Genomic DNA, 17,106 nt, shown 5'->3' on the forward strand with positions numbered 1-17,106 from the left:
CGGCTCCATTTCTCGTCATACATCGAAAGTGGCCGGATCACTGGTGTGTGTCCCCGCAGTTTAGGACGTCCTCGGCGCGGTCGGGTTGCGCACCCGGGCGAGGGCGTGCAGCGGCGTGCACCAGGGCTGGGTGGGCCAGGAGGGCACGGCGTCGGCTTCGGGAAGCAGCAGCGCGGCGAGCTCGCCGGTCAGCTCCTGGTGCTGCTCCTCGGTGAGATTCCGTTGGCGGGAAAGCAAATGGAGCAGTTCGACGGCCTGCCCGGCGGACAGCGCGCGGACGTTGTCGAGCACCCAGCGGGGGATCCAGGACGCGGTCAGCTCGTCGCCTGCCTGGAGCAGCTGCTCGGCGACACGATCCGCGGGCGCGCCGGAGTCCGCCATGGTTGTGGCGATCTCCTGGTGCAGCACGGCACGGATGGCGGGCGGGGTGTTCGCGGCGAACACCGCTCGAACGAGCGGGACGCGGAACCGCAGACGTTCCCCGTCGGCTTCCAGCACGTGCGCGGCGAGCGCCTCCTCGATCGCTTCGGTGAGCGATCGCGGTTCGCGGCCGGTGACCCCCGTCAGGTCCGCGACGGTGAACGACGAGCCGAGCAACGCGGCGGAATTCAGCGTTCGCTTGCCCGGCACGGAAAGCGTGGCGAGATGATCCTCCACCACGGCGGCGAGCCTGCTGTGCGGCGTGGTGTCCGGCTCGTGGCCGTCGGCGAACTCGGCGAACAGCTCGCGCAGATAGCCGGCGTTCCCGGCGGTGTACTCGGCGGCGAACCGAAGGAAGTCCTCACCTGGATCCCTGGCCAGAGTCTCTTCGGCGAGCGCGGCGACGGCCAGTCCGTCGAACGGCGGCAGCGGGATGATCTCGCCGTCGAGCCGCGAGCGGAGGACGTCGAGCGTGCGGCGCCGGGGGAGCGGGCGCGCCGAGCCGACCAGCAGCAGCGGCAGGTGCTCGGTGAACCGGTGAAGCCGCTCCCAGGCGAGAAGGCTTTCCTCGTCGGCCCAGTGCAGATCTTCGAAGACGAGCACCTGTGGTCCGTCTTCGCACAGTTCGGTGACCGTTTTGCCGAGATCGTCGAGCGCCTCACCCCCGAGGCAGTCGGCGATGAGGCTCAGCGGGACCGCGCCGCTCAGCTCGTCGGCCTCGACCCAGCGTGTCCGGCTCCTCGCCGTGGCCAGCGCCTCGGCCAGGAACGCGCTCTTGCCGCTGCCCGCTTCGCCGTCGAGCCAGACCGTCCCGCCGCGACCTTCGTCCAGCAGCGCGGACAGGCACCGTCGCAGCCGGCCGAGCTCGAACTCCCGGCCGACGAAAACCGGCGGTCGTCCGGGCACGGCCTGTGTCCGGTGGGAACGTTCCTGCAGGTCTCGGTGGTGCAGTGACGGGTCGTCGTCGAGGATCCGTTGGCGCAGGTCCAGCAGGTCGGCGCCGGGTTCGAGACCGGACCGCTCGATGATCGTCTCGCGGGCGCGGTCGAACGCGGCCAGGGCCTCGGCCCGCCTCCCGGACCGGAACAGGGCGGTGATCAGCGTGCGGTGCAGGCCTTCGCGCAGCGGATGGCGCTCGACCAGCACGGCGAGCTCGTCCACGAGATCGTGGTGGCCGCCGAGCCGCAGCGCGACCTCGGCCTGCCGTTCGAGCGCGCTCAGGCGCAGCTCGTTCAGCCGCGCACGCTCGGTCTCGGCGAACGGGCCGGGGATCCCGTCGAGCGCGGAACCCCGCCACTGCCCGAGCGCGGACCGCAGCGACTCCAGCTCCCGCTGATGCGCGCCGTCGAGCCGATAGGCGCGGGCACGGTCCAGCTCGGCTTCGAAGACGTGGACGTCGACCTGCTGCTTCGGCAGGTCGAGGCGATAGCCGGCGCGGCTGGCGACGAGCGGTTCGCCGACCGGCTCCAGCGCGCGGCGCAACGCCGAGACGTAGGTGTACACGATGCCGGTGGCGCTGTCCGGGGGTCGTTCGCCCCAGACGGCGTCGATGATCTCCCGGCGCGAGACGAACTGACCGGCGTGCAGCGCGAGCGTGGCGAACACCGCCTGCCGCTGGGCAGGCCCCAGCGCGATCTCGCCGTCGTCGTGGCGGGCGGGGGAACCGCCCAGCAGCCGCACCGTCAGCGAGGAAACCTCGTCCATGACCTGCCGCCTGTGCGTCCGACCGCCGAAAAGTGTGTCCCGCTCGGCGAAAATCCTAGTGGCGCCGATGTGGGTTTCGCAATCAATCGGACACCCACCGTGTGGGTTTGGGTCGTTGTATCCGGATTTTGCCGATCCATGGACTATCGGATGTCCGTTCATGTGGTTTTCCCCGGCCCGGACGGGTGACGGGCGAGTGGGCAAACCCTGGCGTTCGCAGGGGCAAAGTGCCGTCCTGCCCTGGTGGCGGGCATGCGGGGCTGTGCATGCTGTGCCGGTGAGCCAGGATCAGGAGCTGTTCGACGGTGATGTCCTGCTCAGTCTCGCCCAGAACGGCAGGCTGGTCCTCGACGCCGATGAGGCCGAAGCCCGCGTCGCGGAGCTTCGCCGGACACTGGCCTACGGCTACGCCCTCCTCGCCGACCCGGACTACACCGGCCCCGAGGGCAGGCTCCGCGAGCTTCTGGACGAGCTGCCCAAGTACGTCGAGGCGTTTCAGCAGGCCACGAAGTCCTTCACGCCTCGTTGAGAACTCGTGGAGACTTCGTGAAGAGCTCCTTCGCAGACTGTGTCCCATCCATCCGACTGGGGCCGCGTACAAGCGGAGGGGACGAAGTGGACACGGAAACCCGACAGATCACCGTGGCGGTGCACGCGCCCGATCCGATCACCACGGCCGGCCTGGCCAGCCAGCTGGGCACGCAGCAGGGGATCGACATCCGGGACTGGGAGCAGCGCGCCGAGACCGACGTACTGGTGTTCGCCGCCGAATGGCTGACTCCGGAGATCGTGCTCTGGCTGCGACGGCTCGCCGCCGAGGACGGCAAGCCGGTGGTGCTCGTGGTGAGCCAGATCAGCGAGGCGGAGCTCGTGCCCGCCATCGAATGCCGGGTGGTGGCGGTCCTGCCGCGGTCGGCCACGACCGGCGAACGGCTGGCGCACGCGGTCCGCGCGGCGGCCACCGGCGGCGGAGTGCTCCCGCCGAGCCTGCTCGGCGAACTGCTCAAACACGTCGAACGGCTGCAACGCGAGGTGCTCGACCCGATGGGCGTCAACACCGCCGGGCTCACCACCCGGGAGATCGACGTGCTGCGGCTGATGGCCGAAGGCAAGGACACCGTCGAGATCGCCGGTGAGCTCAGCTACTCGGAACGCAGCGTGAAGCACATCATCCAGGGCATCACCGGACGGCTGAAGCTGAAGAACCGGCCGCACGCCGTCGCCTACGCCGTACGGGCCGGGGTGATCTAGCCGCCGTTCCGGGAGAGGCGTTCGGCCACGGTGGCCAGTTCGAGCGGCTGGTCGCGTTCGCGGGCGAGCCAGAGGCATTCGCCGGCGGGCTCTTCGCCGAGACAGGCCCGCACCAGATGGCGATGCAGCAGCACCCGACCCGTCGGCATCGCGGAGGCGAGGCCCTCCAGCGCGTCGAGTGCCTGCCGCGCCCCTGCCCGGTCGTTCCTCCGCAACGCGAGGTCGGCGAGGTCGGCCCAGGCGATGTCCGTGCCGACGGCGAGTCCGCGGGTGGCCGCGTGGAGGCGCCGGGTGGCGCGGTCGGTTTCGCCCACCGCGATGTCGACTCGGGCCTCCGCGATGTCGAGCAGATGCGCCAGCGTCGGTGCCGCGGCCCGGGCGGCGGTCAGCAGCTGCCGCGCCTCGGTGGACCGTCCCTGTGACAGCAGGACCGACACGGTCGACAGGTGCATCGCGGACGAGCCGATGTCATGCCCTGGCCCGGAACCGTCGGTCAGGCTTCGATGCGCGAAGCCGATCGCCCGGGCGGATCGGCCGCGCATGGCCGCGAGCATCGAACGTTCGCTGTACCGCAGGCCGGATTCGGGGAAGGCCTCGTCGGAGAGCAGCTTTTCCGCACGTGCTCGTTCGCCCAGTACCAGCAACGCGGAGACGTACGAGGCGATCTGGTCGGTCAGGTGCCGCGGTACCGTCCTCAACGGCCATCGCTCGCGTTCGGTCAGATTCGCGCCGAACCGCGCCGAACGGCCGTCCCAGAGCTCGGCCAGGCCGCCGAAGAGCTCGCCCAGCATGGCGGAAGCCGCCGACTCGGAGCGCCAGGAATCGTTCCGCGCCAACAGTTCGGCCGCTTCCGTCCAGCGGTCCCGCAGGCACAGCGCGATCGCGCTCGTGACCATCGAGTCGGCTTCCAGCGCGGCGTCCACGCGTGCCATCCTGAGCGGCCAGCACGGTGGCGACGCGCCGGGCGGCCGGGCCTGGCCCGTATGGACGTGGGGTCCGCCCGAAAGCCGTCAAACCGCCAGCGGGCCGAAGACGAGGGTGCCCGGCGCCTCCGCGTCGTCGCCCGCCCAGAACTCCAGCCACAGCGCGGCGAACTCGTCACGGGACAGCATTCCGTCGCCGTCGGAGTCCAGCAGCGGGAAGGTGGTGTCGGTGTCGGTGGGGCACCCGTTCCACGCCTCGATCAACTGGTGGTACTCCGCCGCGGAGATCAGGCCGTCGTGGTTCTCGTCGACCGCTTCGAACATCGCGTCGGCCGTGGCGGTCACGGCTTCGGGCGTGTCCGGGAGCTTGTCGACCACCAGCAGCACCTCGTCGAGGGAGACCTTGTTGTCGCGGTTCAGATCCGAGGCGGCCAGCAACGTCGTCCACCAGCTCAGCATGATGCCGGTCAGGCGCCGTTCGTCGCCCGGGCCGCGCCGCCGGGCCCAGCGTTCGGCCAAGGCCTGGAAGTCCTGCTCCTCCAGGAAACCGTCGCCGTCGGCGTCCATCGCGGCGAAGACCCCCGACACCTTGCGCCGTTGCAAGTCGCTTGCCATGCGTCCGAACGATAGAACCGGACGCGGTGAAGGAACATCGGCCATTCAGGGACACGGAGAGCCACGATCGGGGGACCTTGGGGCGGCGGGTACGGTCCGGGCATGGAGTTCCGGGAGTTCGACGGCATCAAGGTGCGGCGGCCTTCGGTCGAGCAAGACGGCCTCGAAAGCGAACCCGCCGTGTTCCGCGGCGATTTCGATTTCGACACCGTCCATCTCGATGGTGGTGAGCAGGACGGAGTCCGCGGAGGCGGCGAGATCGCGCATTCCCTCGTCTCGAACGTGAGCTTGGCGAACGCCCGGCTCGACAGGTTGACGCTCTCGGACGTGGTCCTCGAAGGCGTCGACCTGTCCAACGCGGCGATCCGCGAACTGTCGGCCCGCCGGGTCGAAATCCTGCGCTGCCGGGCGATCGGGCTCGGCGTGGCGGTCACCTCCGCCACCGATCTGTACGTCGAGAACGCGCGGTTCGACTACGCCTCGGTGACGGTCGAGCGGGTGAAGGGCGCCGTCGTGTTCTCCGGATGTTCGTTCCGGGAGACGGTGTTCTCCGGCGACCTGTCCCGGCTGATCTTCGTGGACTGCGATTTCACCGAAACCGAATTCGCGGCGACCGCCGCGGCGGGCTGCGACCTCCGCGGCTCGCGGCTGTCCGGCGTCCGCGGTCTGCTGACCCTGCGCGGCGCGAAGATCACCGGCGAGCAGGCCGTCTCGGTCGCGGGGATCCTCGCGACCGAGAGCGGCTTGTCGGTTCAGCCTTCGGGGTAGAAGACGAAGAGCGTGCACCCGGTCGCCGACGCGGGCACGTGCCATGAGCCGGCCGGAGCGTGCAGGAAGGTTCCCGCCGGATAGTCGCGAGCTCCGTCGTTGAAGGTGCCGGAGACGACGAACACCTCTTCGGGGCCGGGTTCGTGGACGTCGCGGTGCGGCCACGAGGTGCCGGGATCCATCTCCAGCAGGTTCGCGTGCGCGCCGTCCGCTCCTGTCCACAGTGGACGAAGGCGGATTCCGGGGAAGAGCTCGCGCGCGGGGGATTCCTTGGCTGAGACGGAAGTGTAGCCCTCTTGGGCGAGGATCTCTGAGTGCATGACCCCATGCTGCCGCGCCCGCCGGGCCGCCGGACAGTGTCAGGGAAGACACCATGGGGTACTTTCCTGCCATGCATCGCGTGAGGGCACTGGTTCGGCCGGTGCAGTCGACGTTCGAGCTCGGGATCGCCGCCGAGGTCTTCGGCACGGAGCGCGCCGGGGTGCCGCGGTACTACGAATTCGACGTCTGCACGGAGAAACCCGGCCCGGTGCCGACCACGGCCGGGTACGCGATGTCCGTGACACGGGGCCTTGCCGCGCTGGCGGACGCCGACACCGTGCTCATCCCCGGCTGGTCCCCGGTCGAGGCGCCGCTGTCGGCCCCGGTACGCCGGGCGCTCTTGCGCGCGCACGCCAGGGGAGCACGCCTCGTCACGATCTGTTCCGGTGTCTTCGCGCTGGCCCGCACCGGGTTGCTGGACGGCAGGTCGGCGACCACGCACTGGGCGCGCGCCGCTCAGCTCCAGGAGGAATTCCCGCTGGTGCGGGTGGAGCCGGACGTGCTGTACGTGGACCACGGCGACGTCGCCACGAGCGCCGGGGCGGGCGCGGGGATCGACCTCTGCCTGCACCTCGTCCGGCGTGACCACGGTGCCGCGCATGCCGCCCTCGTCGCCCGGCACATGGTGATGCCGCCGCATCGCGACGGCGGGCAGGCGCAGTTCGTCCCGGCTCCGCCGCCCGGCGACGAGCTGGACGGTCTCCTCGCGTGGGCGGGCACTCGCCTCGGGACGCCGTTGTCGGTGGGCGATCTGGCCGCGCACCTCAACGTCTCGCCGCGCACGCTGGCCCGGCGCTTCGCCGATCAGCTCGGCACCACGCCCGGGGCATGGCTGCTGACGCGCCGGGTGACCGAGGCGCGCACCCTGCTGGAGGAGACCGGCCTGCCGGTGGAGGTGATCGCGGCCCGCGTCGGGCTGACGTCGGCCGTGAACCTCCGCCGTCGCTTCCGCGATCAGGTCGGCACGACGCCGGGCGCGTACCGGCGGGCGTTCCGGGGCCCGGTTTCGCCTTGAGCGGAACGGCGCACGCGGGACCCTGGCCCGATGTCACGATGACCGTATGGCGGACATCCTCCCTTTTCAGCAGAAGCGTCCCGAGCCGGAGCCGCTGTGGCGTGACGTGCTGGGCCGGAGCCTGCGCGCCGCGAGGGAGGAACAGGGCGGCCGCCTCGTCGACGTCGCGGAACGCGCCGGGATCTCGCCGCAGTACCTCTCCGAGATCGAGCGCGGCCGCAAGGAGCCGTCGAGCGAGATGATCGCCGCGGTCACCGGCGCGCTCGGGCTCGATCTGGCGGACCTGCTCTTCGGGATCGCGGGCACGATCAGCCGGGGCGGCAGCACGGGCCTCGCGGTCGGCCGCCGTCCGCGAGGGCCAGTGCTGATGGCCGCCTAGAGGGTGTCTCTCAAACCGAGGTTCGGCTGGTTGGTGAGGGCACGCGCGCGCGTTTCTTTTCGGCCGGAGGCCTCGGATTTGCGGAGGCGGGCCGCTGTCATGGCTGAGTGAGTGACCAGCTGATGCCGCGGCCCGGCTACGGATATCCGAAAGCGCGCTTTAGGAGACACAGCTTAAGCGCGCTCGTCCAGGACGCGGTCCGCCAGCCCGTAGGCGACGGCGCCCGCCGCGTCGAACACGCGGTCCCGGTCGGTGTCGTGGCGAAGATCCGAGACGGCGCGGCCGGTGTGTGCCGAGAGGATCTCTTCCAGCTGCGTCCGCACCCGCACGACCTCGTCGGCCTGCAGGATGAGGTCCGGGATGGTGCCGCGGCCCTGCGCCGCGGGCTGATGCAGCACCACCCGGGTGTGCGGCAGTACGAACCGGTGCCCCGCCTCGCCGGCGGCCAGCAGGATCGCGCCCGCCGCGACGGCCTGGCCGACACAGGTCGTCGCCACCGGCGCCTTGATGAAGCGCATGGTGTCGTACAGCGCGAGCATCGCCGACGGGTCGCCGCCCTCGGTGTTGATGTAGAGGTTGATCTCCTGCTCGGGGTTGTCCGCCTCCAGGTACAGCAGCTGCGTGATCAGGGCGTTCGCGACCCCGGAGTCGATCGCGGTCCCGAGGTAGATGATCCGCTCCGACAACAGATGCGAGTAGACGTCCATGATCCGCTCGCCACCGGGGCTGCGGGAAATGACGTTGGGGATGGTGTAGGTGCTCACGCGTTCGCACCCCTTTCCGTGCCGAGGCCGAGTTTGTGGGTGCGGACGGGGACGACCTGGTCGAGGCTTTCGACGATGTGGTCGATGAAGCCGTATTCGCGGGCCTGCTCGGTGGTGAACCAGCGGTCGTGGAGGGAATCGGCGAAGATCCGGTCGATGGGCTGCCCGGTGTCGTCGGCGATGAGCCCGAGCACCGTGTCCCGCGTGTAGCGCAGATCGTCCGCCTGCACCTCCACCTCGACGGCCGAGCCGCCGATACCCGCCGAGCCCTGGTGCATCAGGATCCGTGCGTGCGGCAGGGCGAACCGTTTGCCCGGGGTGCCCGCGGAGAGCAGGAACTGCCCGGCACTGCACGCCAGCCCCAGCGCGAGGGTGGCGACGTCGCACGGCACGAGGCGCATCACGTCCCGGATCGCCAGCATCGACGGGACCGAACCGCCCGGCGAGTGGATCCACAACGCGATGTCCTTGCGCGGATCCTCGCTCGCCAGTGACAGCAGCTGGGTGGCGAGGACCGTCCCGTTGTCGTCGTCGAGCGCGCCGTCGAGGACCAGCACACGCTGGCTGAAGAACCGTTCCCGTTGCCGTTGGTCGAACAGTGGCTGCTTCTCGTAGTCGGTCATGCCCCGACCATGCCGCCGGGGCCCGGCCGCCCGCCGGTTTCTCTGCTGTGAGCGGATCAGCCCACAGCAGGGCGTTTCGCCGGGACGAACCACACGGTGATGGCCAAGAGCACGGCGAAGACGAGGGCGACGATGTCGAGGGTGAGACCCGGTTGCAGGGGAACGCCCAGGTATTCCTGTTCACCCAGCGTCTTCATCAGAAGCAGGCTGAGCAGCGTCAGCCCGCCGCCGACAGTGGTCATGACCTGCCCACGGCGGACGTTGGCGAACAGGAGACCGCCACCGGCCACCCACAGCGCACCCGCCAGCACGATGCCGACGCGGGCGAACAGCATCGGCGGCCAGTGGAGATCCAACAGATACGCGTCGTGGAACATCATCGCGTCCACCAGCACATAGAAACCGAAGAGCATGCTCGCCACCCCGGCCAGTACCGCGAAGACGGAGGGCGGCGTCAGGCCGGGACGCGGCGGCGCGGGAAGGATCGGCACCGGCGTTTCGATCCCGCTCGCGGCCTGGGCCAGCAGCGGGAGCGCGTGGTCCGGCAGCATGCGCGCGTGCGGCGCTTTCGCCAGCAGACCGCGGAGGACGTCCGCGAGCGGGCCGGGTGTCCGGTCGATGGCGGGCTGCTCGTTGACGACGGCGTACAGCGTGGCCGCGACGTTCGCCCGCTGGAAGAAGTTCCCGCCCTCGCTCGCGCTGAGCAGTGTCACGCCGAGCGACCAGAGATCGGAATGGGGCGTGCCGTCGTGCCCCGCGATCGTTTCGGGGGCGAGGAAGGCCGGCGTGCCCGCCGGGTCCAGGGCCTTGGCGATCCCGAAGCCGGTCAGCTTCACGGCGCCGTCGGGACCCACCAGGATGTTCGCGGGCCGCACGTCGCCGTGCACGACGCCCGCGGTGTGCGCGGCGGCGAGCGCGCCGAGCACCTGTCCGCCGATGTCGGCCACGAACCGAGGCGGCAGCGGACCGGCGGACGCGAGGTCCTCCAGGGTCCGTCCCTCCACCGGGTCCATCACGATGAACGCGCTTCCGTCCGCGACCACGACATCGTGGACGGGCACCACCGCCGGGTGATCCACCGCGACGCGGGCTTCGACCTGGAGCCGCTCCACGCGGGCGGGCTCGTGCGTGGGAAGCGGCAGTTCCTTGATCGCGACCCGAGGCCCGTCCGGCCCGTCCTCGCCACGCCAGAGCACGGCCGTCCCGTCTCCACCCAGCTTTTCGAGCAGGGTGTAGCGCTCGGCGATCGTGCTTGAAACTGCCGTCACAGTGGGGCTCCTCGAATCCTGAAGGGTCTTCGAGGCACGCTAACCAGGGTTCATGACAAAACGATGAAATGGCCGTTCATCCATAAAGGACCGGCGCGGCTGGATATATTCACAGTCATGCTGACCTTGGCGGCGCTGGTCGAGGACCCGGCTCTGGAACTGCGGGTGGTCGTCCCCGGCCGTGACGGAGCGCTGGCCGGGCAGGTGTTGTGGGTGCACAACACCGAGCTCCCCGACCCGGGGCCGTACGTGCGCGAGCACGAGGTCGTGCTGACCAACGGCCTGTGGCTGGACCGGGTCGATCCGGCGGACTTCGTCGCGAGGGTGGCCGGCGCCGGAGCGGCGGGGATCATCTTCGGCCTGCGCGTGGAACAACGCGACACCCCTCCCGCGCTCGCCGACGCCTGCCGGGACGCCGGGTTGCCGCTGCTGGAGATCTCGGTGGCGGTGCCGTTCACGGCGGTCACCCGCGCCGCCGCGGCGATCCAGGCCACCGACCGGCAGAACGCGCTGATGTCGTTGGTGCGGCGGGGCGACGAGCTGACTTCGGCGCTGTCGAGGGGCGCGGGCGCGTCCGGGGTACTCGCGGTCCTCCGCCGTGAACACGAACTCCCGCTGGCGGTCGTGGACCGGATGGGCCGGGAGCTGGCGTCCGACGGTGCCGCACTGGACGCGGGGCAGACGCGCGCCGCGGCGGAGGCGCTGGCCGGGCATCCGCCTCCGCTGGAAGCGGATCTCGGCGCGGGCACGCGGGCGGCGTTGTTCCCGGTGGGCGCGATCGGCGACGCGGACGCCGCGCTGCTGTGCCTGCGTCCCGTGGCCGAGCTGACGAGCGGGGAACGGGACGCGCTGGAGCAGACCGCCCGCTACCTCAGCCTGGAAGTGGCCCGGCACCAGGCGGTGCAGGCGATCGAGATGCGGTTCGCCGTCGAGCTGCTGGACATGGTGCTCTCCGGCGCGCAGCGGGCCGCGGAGGTGCCCGGCAGGCTGCGTGCCTTCGGGGTGGATCCGGACGGGCCGCTGGCGGTGATCGCGCTGGCGTTCGCGGGTGACGAAGCCGCGACCCCGCCGGGGATGGCGGAGGCCGTGACCGACTTCCTGCTGGCGGACGGGCTGCCCGCGGTCGTGGCGGCGGGCAGCCAGGACGTCGTCGCGGTGCTGCCGTTCCGTTCGGGACGGCAGTCGCCTGCCGCCTTCGCGCCGCGGCTGGCGGCGGCGGTGTCGCACCGGCTCTCCGGTGGGCGCGTGGTCGTCGGGCTCGCCGACCCGGTGCCGGGCGCGGCCGAACTGCGGACGCCGTTGTCGCGCAGCCGCGAGGCCTGCCGTGTGCTGCGGGGCAGGCGCGGCGGGCCGGTCGCGGCGAGTTTCGCCGAGCTGGGCAGCTACCGGCTGCTGCTGGAGTCGCACGACGAGCAGTGGCGGCACACCTTCGCCGACGCCCTGCTCGGTCCGCTGCGCGAGCACGACCGCGTCCGCGACGGCGAGCTGGAGACGACCCTGCGGGCGTTCCTCGACCACGACGGGCAGTGGGCGGCCACCGCAGCGGCGCTGTACGTGCACGTCAACACCTTGCGCAACCGGCTGGCCAAGGTCACCGAGCTGACCGGCCGCGACGTCGGGCGGACCGCGGACCGGGTCGACTTGTTCCTGGCCTTGGAGGCGGCTCAGTCCGGATAGACCGCGGGGTCGACTTCGAGGCGCCGCAACGGTTCCACGGGCAAGGCGGGGTCGGCCAGCGCCGCGGCCGCCACGTCGCGGCACCGGGCGAAGCGGACGTCGCCGAGGCCGAGCCCGAACTCGATGAGCGAGCGCACGGCCTCCAAGCGGCCCGGCCTGCCCGAAAGGAACGGGTGCAGGCACAGGTTGAACAGGCACCGATAGCGGCGCATCGCGGCCAGCTCGGCGCGCCACATCTCCAGCACCTGTACCGGCGAGGTGATCACCGAACCGATCTGCGGCGAGGGAAGGAACGCGTACTGCTCCCAGTCGTCGAGCGACCAGTGCACCGGCAGCTCGGCGATCCGGCCCGCCCCGGTCTCGATCAGGTACGGCCGGTCGTCGGCCATCAGCGACGAGTCGTAGCTCAGCCCGTGTTCGGCCACCAGCGCCGGAGTGTCCCAAGTGGACTCCCAGCCCGCCGCACGATGCCCGCTGATCTCGATGCCCTGGCTCGCGAACACCGCCATGCCCCGGTCGAAATCGGCCCGCTGCTCGGCCGCGGTCATCGTGGTCGGCGGCCGGTGGCTGTAGGAATGGTGGGCGACCTCGTGCCCCCGTTCCGCGATCGCGGCGGCGAGGCCGGGCCGCTGTTCGGCGACCCAGCCCGGCACGAAGAACGTCGCGGGCACGGCCAGTTCGTCGAGCAGGTCGAGGATGCGCGGCACCCCGACCCGTGGCCCGTACGCCTGATGGGACATCGTCGACAGGTGGTCCGCGTAGCCCCGGCCTCGGGCGAGGATCGGGGATTCCGCGTCCACGTCGAAGGTCAGGGTCGCGATCGCGGCCGCGCCGCCGTGCCAGCTTGCTTCCGTCACGCCTGCCGACTCTCCCGCCAACGGCGCGCGTTCGCCACCGTGACCGTCGGGGAGACCATCGCCCGGTCGAACTCGGCCAGTGGTTCCGCCGCGGCGACCCGGGCGGGCAGATCGGGGTTGGCCAGCGCGCCGTGCCCGAGCGACAGCAGGTCGGCGTGCCCGCCGGTGAGTACCTCGTGCGCCTGCGCGAGGTCGTGCATCCCGCCGTTGGCGATCACCGGCAGCCCGGTGACCTGCCGGGCGAGCGCGGTGATCGTGCCGCCGTCGGGCAGTTTCGCCGTCTCCAGCCAGTTCCGGCCCTCGCTGGCGATGTGGAGGTACCGCGCGCCGGCCTCGGCGACCGCGGCGAAGATCACCTCGGCGTCGTCACGGCCGCCGGGCCAGCGATAGGTGAAGTCGTTGACCTTCGTCTGCGACAACCGCACGCCGGTGACCAGTTCCGGCACGGCCTCGGCGACGGCGGTCACGACATGGGAGGTCAGCCGGATCCGGTTCGCGACCGGTCCGCCGTAGGAATCGGTGCGGTGATTGGTGTAGCCGGTGAGGAACTGGTCGAGCAGGTACCCGTTGGCCGCGTGCACCTCGACGCCGTCGAACCCGGCCTGACGGGCACGCACGGCCGCGGCCGCGAAGCCGTCGATGATGCCGTCGATCTCGGCGGTGGTCAGTGCACGGGGGACCGGCCACGGCCCGGAACCGCCGTACGCGCGCATCATCTCCCCACGCGGCTGGACGGCCGAAGGGGCGACGGTGTGATCCTGGTGCGGGTTGCCCTGCGCGATCGCCCCGGCGTGCATGAGCTGCGCGATCATCCGGCCGCCCGCCGCGCGGACTCCGGCGGTGACCACCCGCCAGCCCGCGACGTGTTCGTCCCGCGCGAGGCCGGGCTGGTTGAGATACCCCTGGCTGGCCGCGCTGTCGGGGTAGGTGCCCTCGCTGAACACCAGCCCGAAGCCGCCGCGGGCGAATTCGGCGTAGTAGTCGGCCATCTCGCCGGTCGGGGTACCGTCGGGCCGCGCGGAGACACGGGACATCGGGGCGACGGCGTAGCGGTTGCGCAACGCGAGACCGCCGAGGGCGATCGGGGCGAGCGCGGGGTGTTCGACGGTGGTCGTCATGACCGGGTTCCTCCATTGTGGACGATTTCGATGGCGAGCGGGGAAAGTCCGGCGTCGCTGATCCGGACGAGGTCCTGCGGGCACGCGGAGACCACGACGACGCAGTCCATGCCGGCCCGCAGGGTCACCGCGTCGCCGGGCCGCGAGGTCGCGGTGAGCCAGTTCAGGCGTCCGCCCTCGCCGACCGGGACGCGCATGAAGACGTTGATCGGCTGCGGGGTGGGGCCGGTGAAGCTCAGCCCGGCTTCTCCCAGCGCCTCACGCAGATTCGCGGCGCAGGAGCGGTGTCCCGGAGCCCCCAGCGCGGTGTACCGGGCCGGGTCGCAGGCCGGGATGAGCATGTCGTGCTCGCCGGGCGAGGTGTCTTCGACCAGCGTCAGGATCGGGCGGCGCAGGTCGGTCAGGAAGGCCTCGCCGACGGCGGGGAACAGCCTGTCGACGCCGGCGCGGGTGTGCGCCGCGCTGTGGTGCTCGGTCAGTTCGGTCCCGCCGCTGTCGCGGAAGGCGAACACGTCACCTACCTGGCCGCCGTCGACGTCGATCACCCGGATCAGGTCTCCGGCGGCCACGCGGACGGCCTTGGCGGTGCCTGGGGGCACTTCCGTTCTGCTCATGCCCCCAGCAAACAGGGACGGACCGCTGGCTCGCCATGGAGAAACCTCCATGATCAAGCGTGACAGTTGGATAAACCTCCAAGCAGGCGGGTTCCAGGTAAAAGTAGTTTCGACTTTGACCACTTTCGCGACGCCGGGTTAGTGTTCGCCGATGGAAGACGTAGAGGCGGCCGGACTGGACTTCTGGTCGTTCGTGGCGCTGGCGAACCGGCGGCTGGCTCAGGAGTACGGCTTCCGTCACCAGCTGGCGACCGAGGTCCTGCTGACCCTCAATCGTGCCTCCGACCTGGTGACCTACGACCTCGAAGCCGCGGTGCACCGGCCGCGAGGGCGGTCTTGGTCGGCGTTCCGGCTGCTGTTCGTGGTCTGGCTCGCCGGACCGCTCGAACCGACCAGTGCGGCGCGGCTGACCGGGATGAGCCGGGCCGCGGTGTCGAATCTGGTCAAGACGCTGGTCGCCGAGGGGATGCTCGACCGTGCCCCGGACGAGCGCGACGGTCGTTCGGTGCGGTTGTCGCTGACCGAGGCGGGACACGAGGAGATGGTCGCGGTCTTCCGCGAGCACAACGAGCGCGAATTCGGCTGGACCAACGCGTTGACCGAGACCGAACAGCGCATCCTCGTCATGCTGCTGGGCAAGCTGATCACCAGCCGTGCCGAGTTCGGCACCCGGAGCCGTAAGTAGGCCTTCCCGTCGTCAGGAAGACCGGACTACGCTGCCCGATGGATAGTAAAAGCGTGAACTAAATCGGCGAGGAGGAGACCATGGTGGACGGCGGACGGATTCCCGCGCTCTTCGCCGGGCTGTGCGACGACGCCGCGGTGTTCCCGCCCGGTCTGGCCCCGCTGCCGGACGCCGTCGCGGCGCACGACGAGCACGTCTCCGCCTGGTACGCCGGCCTCGTCGGGCCCTTGGTCATCGCCGCGACCGCGCTCGGCGACCTCGCCGAGGTGCTGGGTGGCCGGGAGACCCCGCTGCCGGTTTCGGTGACCCTGCCCGGCGGACCCGCGCAGCTCGACGGCGTACTCGACGCCGTCGCCAAGCTCCCGGTGAAACTGGACGCGCTCGAGATCGCCGTCCCGGAGGGGATGGGCCCGGACGAGGTACTCGACGCGCTTTCCCGCGCCACCGCACCGGTCTTCGTCGAGATCCCGCGTGACGAGCGGCGTCTCCCGCTGCTGGCCGCGCTTTCCGGCACAAGCCATCAGGCGAAGTTCCGCACCGGCGGCGTCCGGGCCGACCTGTACCCCGGCGAAGCGGAACTCGCCGCCGCGGTCCGTGCGGCCGTCGAGGCGGGGGTTCCGTTCAAGGCCACCGCGGGGTTGCACCACGCCCTCCGCAACACCGATCCGGAGACCGGCTTCGAACAGCACGGTTTCCTCAATCTGATGCTCGCCACCGACGTCGTTCTCACCGGCGGTGACGCCGAAGCCGTTCTCGCCGAACGAGACGGCGCCGTCATCGCCGAGCGGCTCCGGGCACTGGACGAGGATCGCGCCGCCGCGGTCCGCGCGGGCTTCACGTCGTTCGGTACCTGCAGCATCACCGACCCCCTGACCGAACTGGCCGGACTCGGCCTGCTCGAGGCGCCCCGAGGAGAGGCATGACCACGATCGACATCCCCGCAGGCTCCCTGTTCGGGATCGACAACCTGCCGTACGGCGTGTTCTCCGTCGACGGTGACTCCCCGCGCGTCGGCGTGCGCGTCGGCGACTCCGTCGTCGACCTGGCCGAGGCGCTCGGCGACGACGTGTTCGCCGCGCCGACGCTGAACCCGTTCATGGCGCAGGGATACGACCGCTGGGTGGCGGTCCGCGAGCGGATCCGCGACCTGGTCTCCGGCGAGCTCCCCGACGGCGCGGTCCACCCCATCGGGAAGGTGACGCTGCACCTGCCCATCGAGGTCGCCGATTACGTCGACTTCTACGCCTCCGAGCATCACGCTTCGAACGTCGGCAGGTTGTTCCGGCCCGACGCGGAACCGTTGCTGCCCAACTGGAAGCACCTCCCGGTCGGCTACCACGGCCGCTCCGGCACGGTCCTGGTCTCCGGTACGGGCATCGTGCGCCCGAGCGGTCAGCGCAAGTCTCCGGCGGACGCGGCGCCGGTGTTCGGGCCGAGCGCGCGGCTGGACATCGAGGCGGAGATGGGGTTCGTCGTCGGCACCGGAACCCCGCTGAACACCCCGATCACGCCGGACGACTTCCCCCGCCACGTCTTCGGCGCGGTCCTGCTCAACGACTGGTCGGCCCGTGACATCCAGGCGTGGGAGTACGTCCCGCTGGGCCCGCACCTCGGCAAGAGCTTCGCGACCTCGATCTCTCCGTGGGTGGTGCCGATACTGGCGCTGGAAGCCGCGCGGATCCCCCTGCCGGGGCAGACGGATCCGGAGCCGCTGCCGTACCTGCGGGAGAGCGACCCATGGGGGCTCGACATCGATCTGGTCATCGAATGGAACGGTGAAGAGGTCAGCCGCCCGCCGTTCCGCGAGATGTACTGGTCACCCGCTCAGATGCTCGCGCACCTGACGGTCAACGGCGCTTCGTCGCGCACGGGTGACTTGTACGGCTCCGGCACGATCTCCGGACCGGAGAAGCATCAGCGCGGCGCGTTCCTCGAATTGTCCTGGGGCGGAAAGGAACCGCTCACGGTCAAGGGGGAGGAGCGCACCTTCCTGCAGGACGGCGACGAGGTCGTGATCACCGGCACCGCGCCCGGCGCGAACGGCGCGAGGATCGGATTCGGCGAGGTGCGGGGACGCGTGCTGCCGGCGAAGTGAGCCGTCGAC

Annotated in this window: 19 protein-coding genes; 9 read left to right on the forward strand and 10 right to left on the reverse strand. The window is 70.8% G+C overall.

Features of this window, described 5'->3' with window-relative positions; translation table 11 throughout:
- Nucleotides 1-60: 60 nt before the first annotated feature.
- Nucleotides 61-2,124, reverse strand: coding sequence for a BTAD domain-containing putative transcriptional regulator (locus ACIBTM_RS28795; protein WP_395880274.1), 2,064 nt, complete (start codon nucleotides 2,122-2,124; stop codon nucleotides 61-63).
- Nucleotides 2,125-2,401: 277 nt separating this feature from the next.
- Here ACIBTM_RS28795 and ACIBTM_RS28800 point away from each other — a divergent pair, with 277 nt between their 5' ends.
- Complete coding sequence (locus tag ACIBTM_RS28800; RefSeq protein WP_395880275.1) at nucleotides 2,402-2,653, forward strand: hypothetical protein; 252 nt, start codon at nucleotides 2,402-2,404, stop codon at nucleotides 2,651-2,653.
- An 86-nt stretch (nucleotides 2,654-2,739) separates the two neighbouring features.
- On the forward strand, nucleotides 2,740-3,375 hold the full coding sequence (locus ACIBTM_RS28805; protein ID WP_395880276.1) for a response regulator transcription factor: 636 nt from the start codon (nucleotides 2,740-2,742) through the stop codon (nucleotides 3,373-3,375).
- Here the strand turns inward: ACIBTM_RS28805 and ACIBTM_RS28810 are convergent.
- Both ACIBTM_RS28810 and ACIBTM_RS28815 read right to left on the reverse strand, forming a co-directional pair.
- Nucleotides 3,372-4,298 (reverse strand): hypothetical protein, encoded by a 927-nt coding sequence (locus ACIBTM_RS28810; protein ID WP_395880277.1) that lies wholly within the window; start codon nucleotides 4,296-4,298, stop codon nucleotides 3,372-3,374. The genes ACIBTM_RS28805 and ACIBTM_RS28810 overlap by 4 nt on opposite strands.
- 87 nt (nucleotides 4,299-4,385) lie before the next feature.
- Nucleotides 4,386-4,913, reverse strand: a complete 528-nt coding sequence (locus tag ACIBTM_RS28815; protein WP_395880278.1) for an EF-hand domain-containing protein — start codon at nucleotides 4,911-4,913, stop codon at nucleotides 4,386-4,388.
- 102 nt (nucleotides 4,914-5,015) lie between these two features.
- On the opposite strand from ACIBTM_RS28815, the gene ACIBTM_RS28820 reads away from it, so the two are divergent.
- Nucleotides 5,016-5,681, forward strand: a complete 666-nt coding sequence (locus tag ACIBTM_RS28820) for a pentapeptide repeat-containing protein (RefSeq protein ID WP_395880279.1) — start codon at nucleotides 5,016-5,018, stop codon at nucleotides 5,679-5,681.
- On the opposite strand, the gene ACIBTM_RS28825 is transcribed toward ACIBTM_RS28820, so the two are convergent.
- On the reverse strand, nucleotides 5,666-6,001 hold the full coding sequence (locus ACIBTM_RS28825) for a cupin domain-containing protein (RefSeq protein ID WP_395880280.1): 336 nt from the start codon (nucleotides 5,999-6,001) through the stop codon (nucleotides 5,666-5,668). The two genes, ACIBTM_RS28820 and ACIBTM_RS28825, sit on opposite strands and share 16 nt — an antisense overlap.
- A 71-nt stretch (nucleotides 6,002-6,072) precedes the next feature.
- On the opposite strand from ACIBTM_RS28825, the gene ACIBTM_RS28830 reads away from it, so the two are divergent.
- Both ACIBTM_RS28830 and ACIBTM_RS28835 read left to right on the forward strand, forming a co-directional pair.
- Nucleotides 6,073-7,017 (forward strand): GlxA family transcriptional regulator, encoded by a 945-nt coding sequence (locus ACIBTM_RS28830; protein ID WP_395880281.1) that lies wholly within the window; start codon nucleotides 6,073-6,075, stop codon nucleotides 7,015-7,017.
- 46 nt (nucleotides 7,018-7,063) lie between these two features.
- On the forward strand, nucleotides 7,064-7,396 hold the full coding sequence (locus ACIBTM_RS28835) for a helix-turn-helix domain-containing protein (protein ID WP_037345333.1): 333 nt from the start codon (nucleotides 7,064-7,066) through the stop codon (nucleotides 7,394-7,396).
- A gap of 173 nt (nucleotides 7,397-7,569) precedes the next feature.
- Here ACIBTM_RS28835 and ACIBTM_RS28840 read toward each other — a convergent pair whose 3' ends face one another.
- From ACIBTM_RS28840 to ACIBTM_RS28850, 3 genes are read right to left on the reverse strand one after another with little or no spacing between them, the layout of a single operon-like run.
- Nucleotides 7,570-8,160, reverse strand: a complete 591-nt coding sequence (locus tag ACIBTM_RS28840; RefSeq protein ID WP_395880282.1) for a ClpP family protease — start codon at nucleotides 8,158-8,160, stop codon at nucleotides 7,570-7,572.
- Entirely contained in the window at nucleotides 8,157-8,783 is a 627-nt protein-coding gene (locus ACIBTM_RS28845) for a ClpP family protease (protein WP_395880283.1), read from the reverse strand. Before ACIBTM_RS28845 ends, ACIBTM_RS28840 begins: the two co-directional genes overlap by 4 nt.
- Nucleotides 8,784-8,839: 56 nt before the next feature.
- Nucleotides 8,840-10,051, reverse strand: a complete 1,212-nt coding sequence (locus tag ACIBTM_RS28850; RefSeq protein ID WP_395880284.1) for a serine/threonine-protein kinase — start codon at nucleotides 10,049-10,051, stop codon at nucleotides 8,840-8,842.
- Between the two features lie 117 nt (nucleotides 10,052-10,168).
- Here ACIBTM_RS28850 and ACIBTM_RS28855 point away from each other — a divergent pair, with 117 nt between their 5' ends.
- Complete coding sequence (locus tag ACIBTM_RS28855) at nucleotides 10,169-11,728, forward strand: helix-turn-helix domain-containing protein (RefSeq protein ID WP_395880285.1); 1,560 nt, start codon at nucleotides 10,169-10,171, stop codon at nucleotides 11,726-11,728.
- Here the strand turns inward: ACIBTM_RS28855 and ACIBTM_RS28860 are convergent.
- From ACIBTM_RS28860 to ACIBTM_RS28870, 3 genes are read right to left on the reverse strand one after another with little or no spacing between them, the layout of a single operon-like run.
- Nucleotides 11,716-12,585 (reverse strand): polysaccharide deacetylase, encoded by an 870-nt coding sequence (locus tag ACIBTM_RS28860; RefSeq protein WP_395880286.1) that lies wholly within the window; start codon nucleotides 12,583-12,585, stop codon nucleotides 11,716-11,718. The genes ACIBTM_RS28855 and ACIBTM_RS28860 overlap by 13 nt on opposite strands.
- Complete coding sequence (locus ACIBTM_RS28865) at nucleotides 12,582-13,703, reverse strand: tRNA-dihydrouridine synthase (RefSeq protein WP_395880287.1); 1,122 nt, start codon at nucleotides 13,701-13,703, stop codon at nucleotides 12,582-12,584. Before ACIBTM_RS28865 ends, ACIBTM_RS28860 begins: the two co-directional genes overlap by 4 nt.
- A complete protein-coding gene (locus ACIBTM_RS28870) occupies nucleotides 13,700-14,317 on the reverse strand; it encodes a DUF1989 domain-containing protein (protein WP_395880288.1) in 618 nt (205 codons plus the stop codon). Before ACIBTM_RS28870 ends, ACIBTM_RS28865 begins: the two co-directional genes overlap by 4 nt.
- A 151-nt stretch (nucleotides 14,318-14,468) precedes the next feature.
- Here ACIBTM_RS28870 and ACIBTM_RS28875 point away from each other — a divergent pair, with 151 nt between their 5' ends.
- From ACIBTM_RS28875 to fahA, 3 genes are all read left to right on the forward strand, one after another.
- On the forward strand, nucleotides 14,469-15,002 hold the full coding sequence (locus tag ACIBTM_RS28875; RefSeq protein WP_395880289.1) for a MarR family winged helix-turn-helix transcriptional regulator: 534 nt from the start codon (nucleotides 14,469-14,471) through the stop codon (nucleotides 15,000-15,002).
- Between the two features lie 80 nt (nucleotides 15,003-15,082).
- A complete protein-coding gene (locus ACIBTM_RS28880) occupies nucleotides 15,083-15,925 on the forward strand; it encodes a hypothetical protein (RefSeq protein ID WP_395880290.1) in 843 nt (280 codons plus the stop codon).
- Nucleotides 15,922-17,097 carry a fumarylacetoacetase gene (gene fahA / locus ACIBTM_RS28885; protein WP_395880291.1) on the forward strand — a complete coding sequence of 392 codons (1,176 nt, stop codon included), beginning with the start codon at nucleotides 15,922-15,924 and terminating at the stop codon, nucleotides 17,095-17,097. Before ACIBTM_RS28880 ends, fahA begins: the two co-directional genes overlap by 4 nt.
- Nucleotides 17,098-17,106 lie beyond the last annotated feature (9 nt).

This window comes from Amycolatopsis sp. NPDC049868, assembly GCF_044461365.1.
Lineage (GTDB): Bacteria > Actinomycetota > Actinomycetes > Mycobacteriales > Pseudonocardiaceae > Amycolatopsis.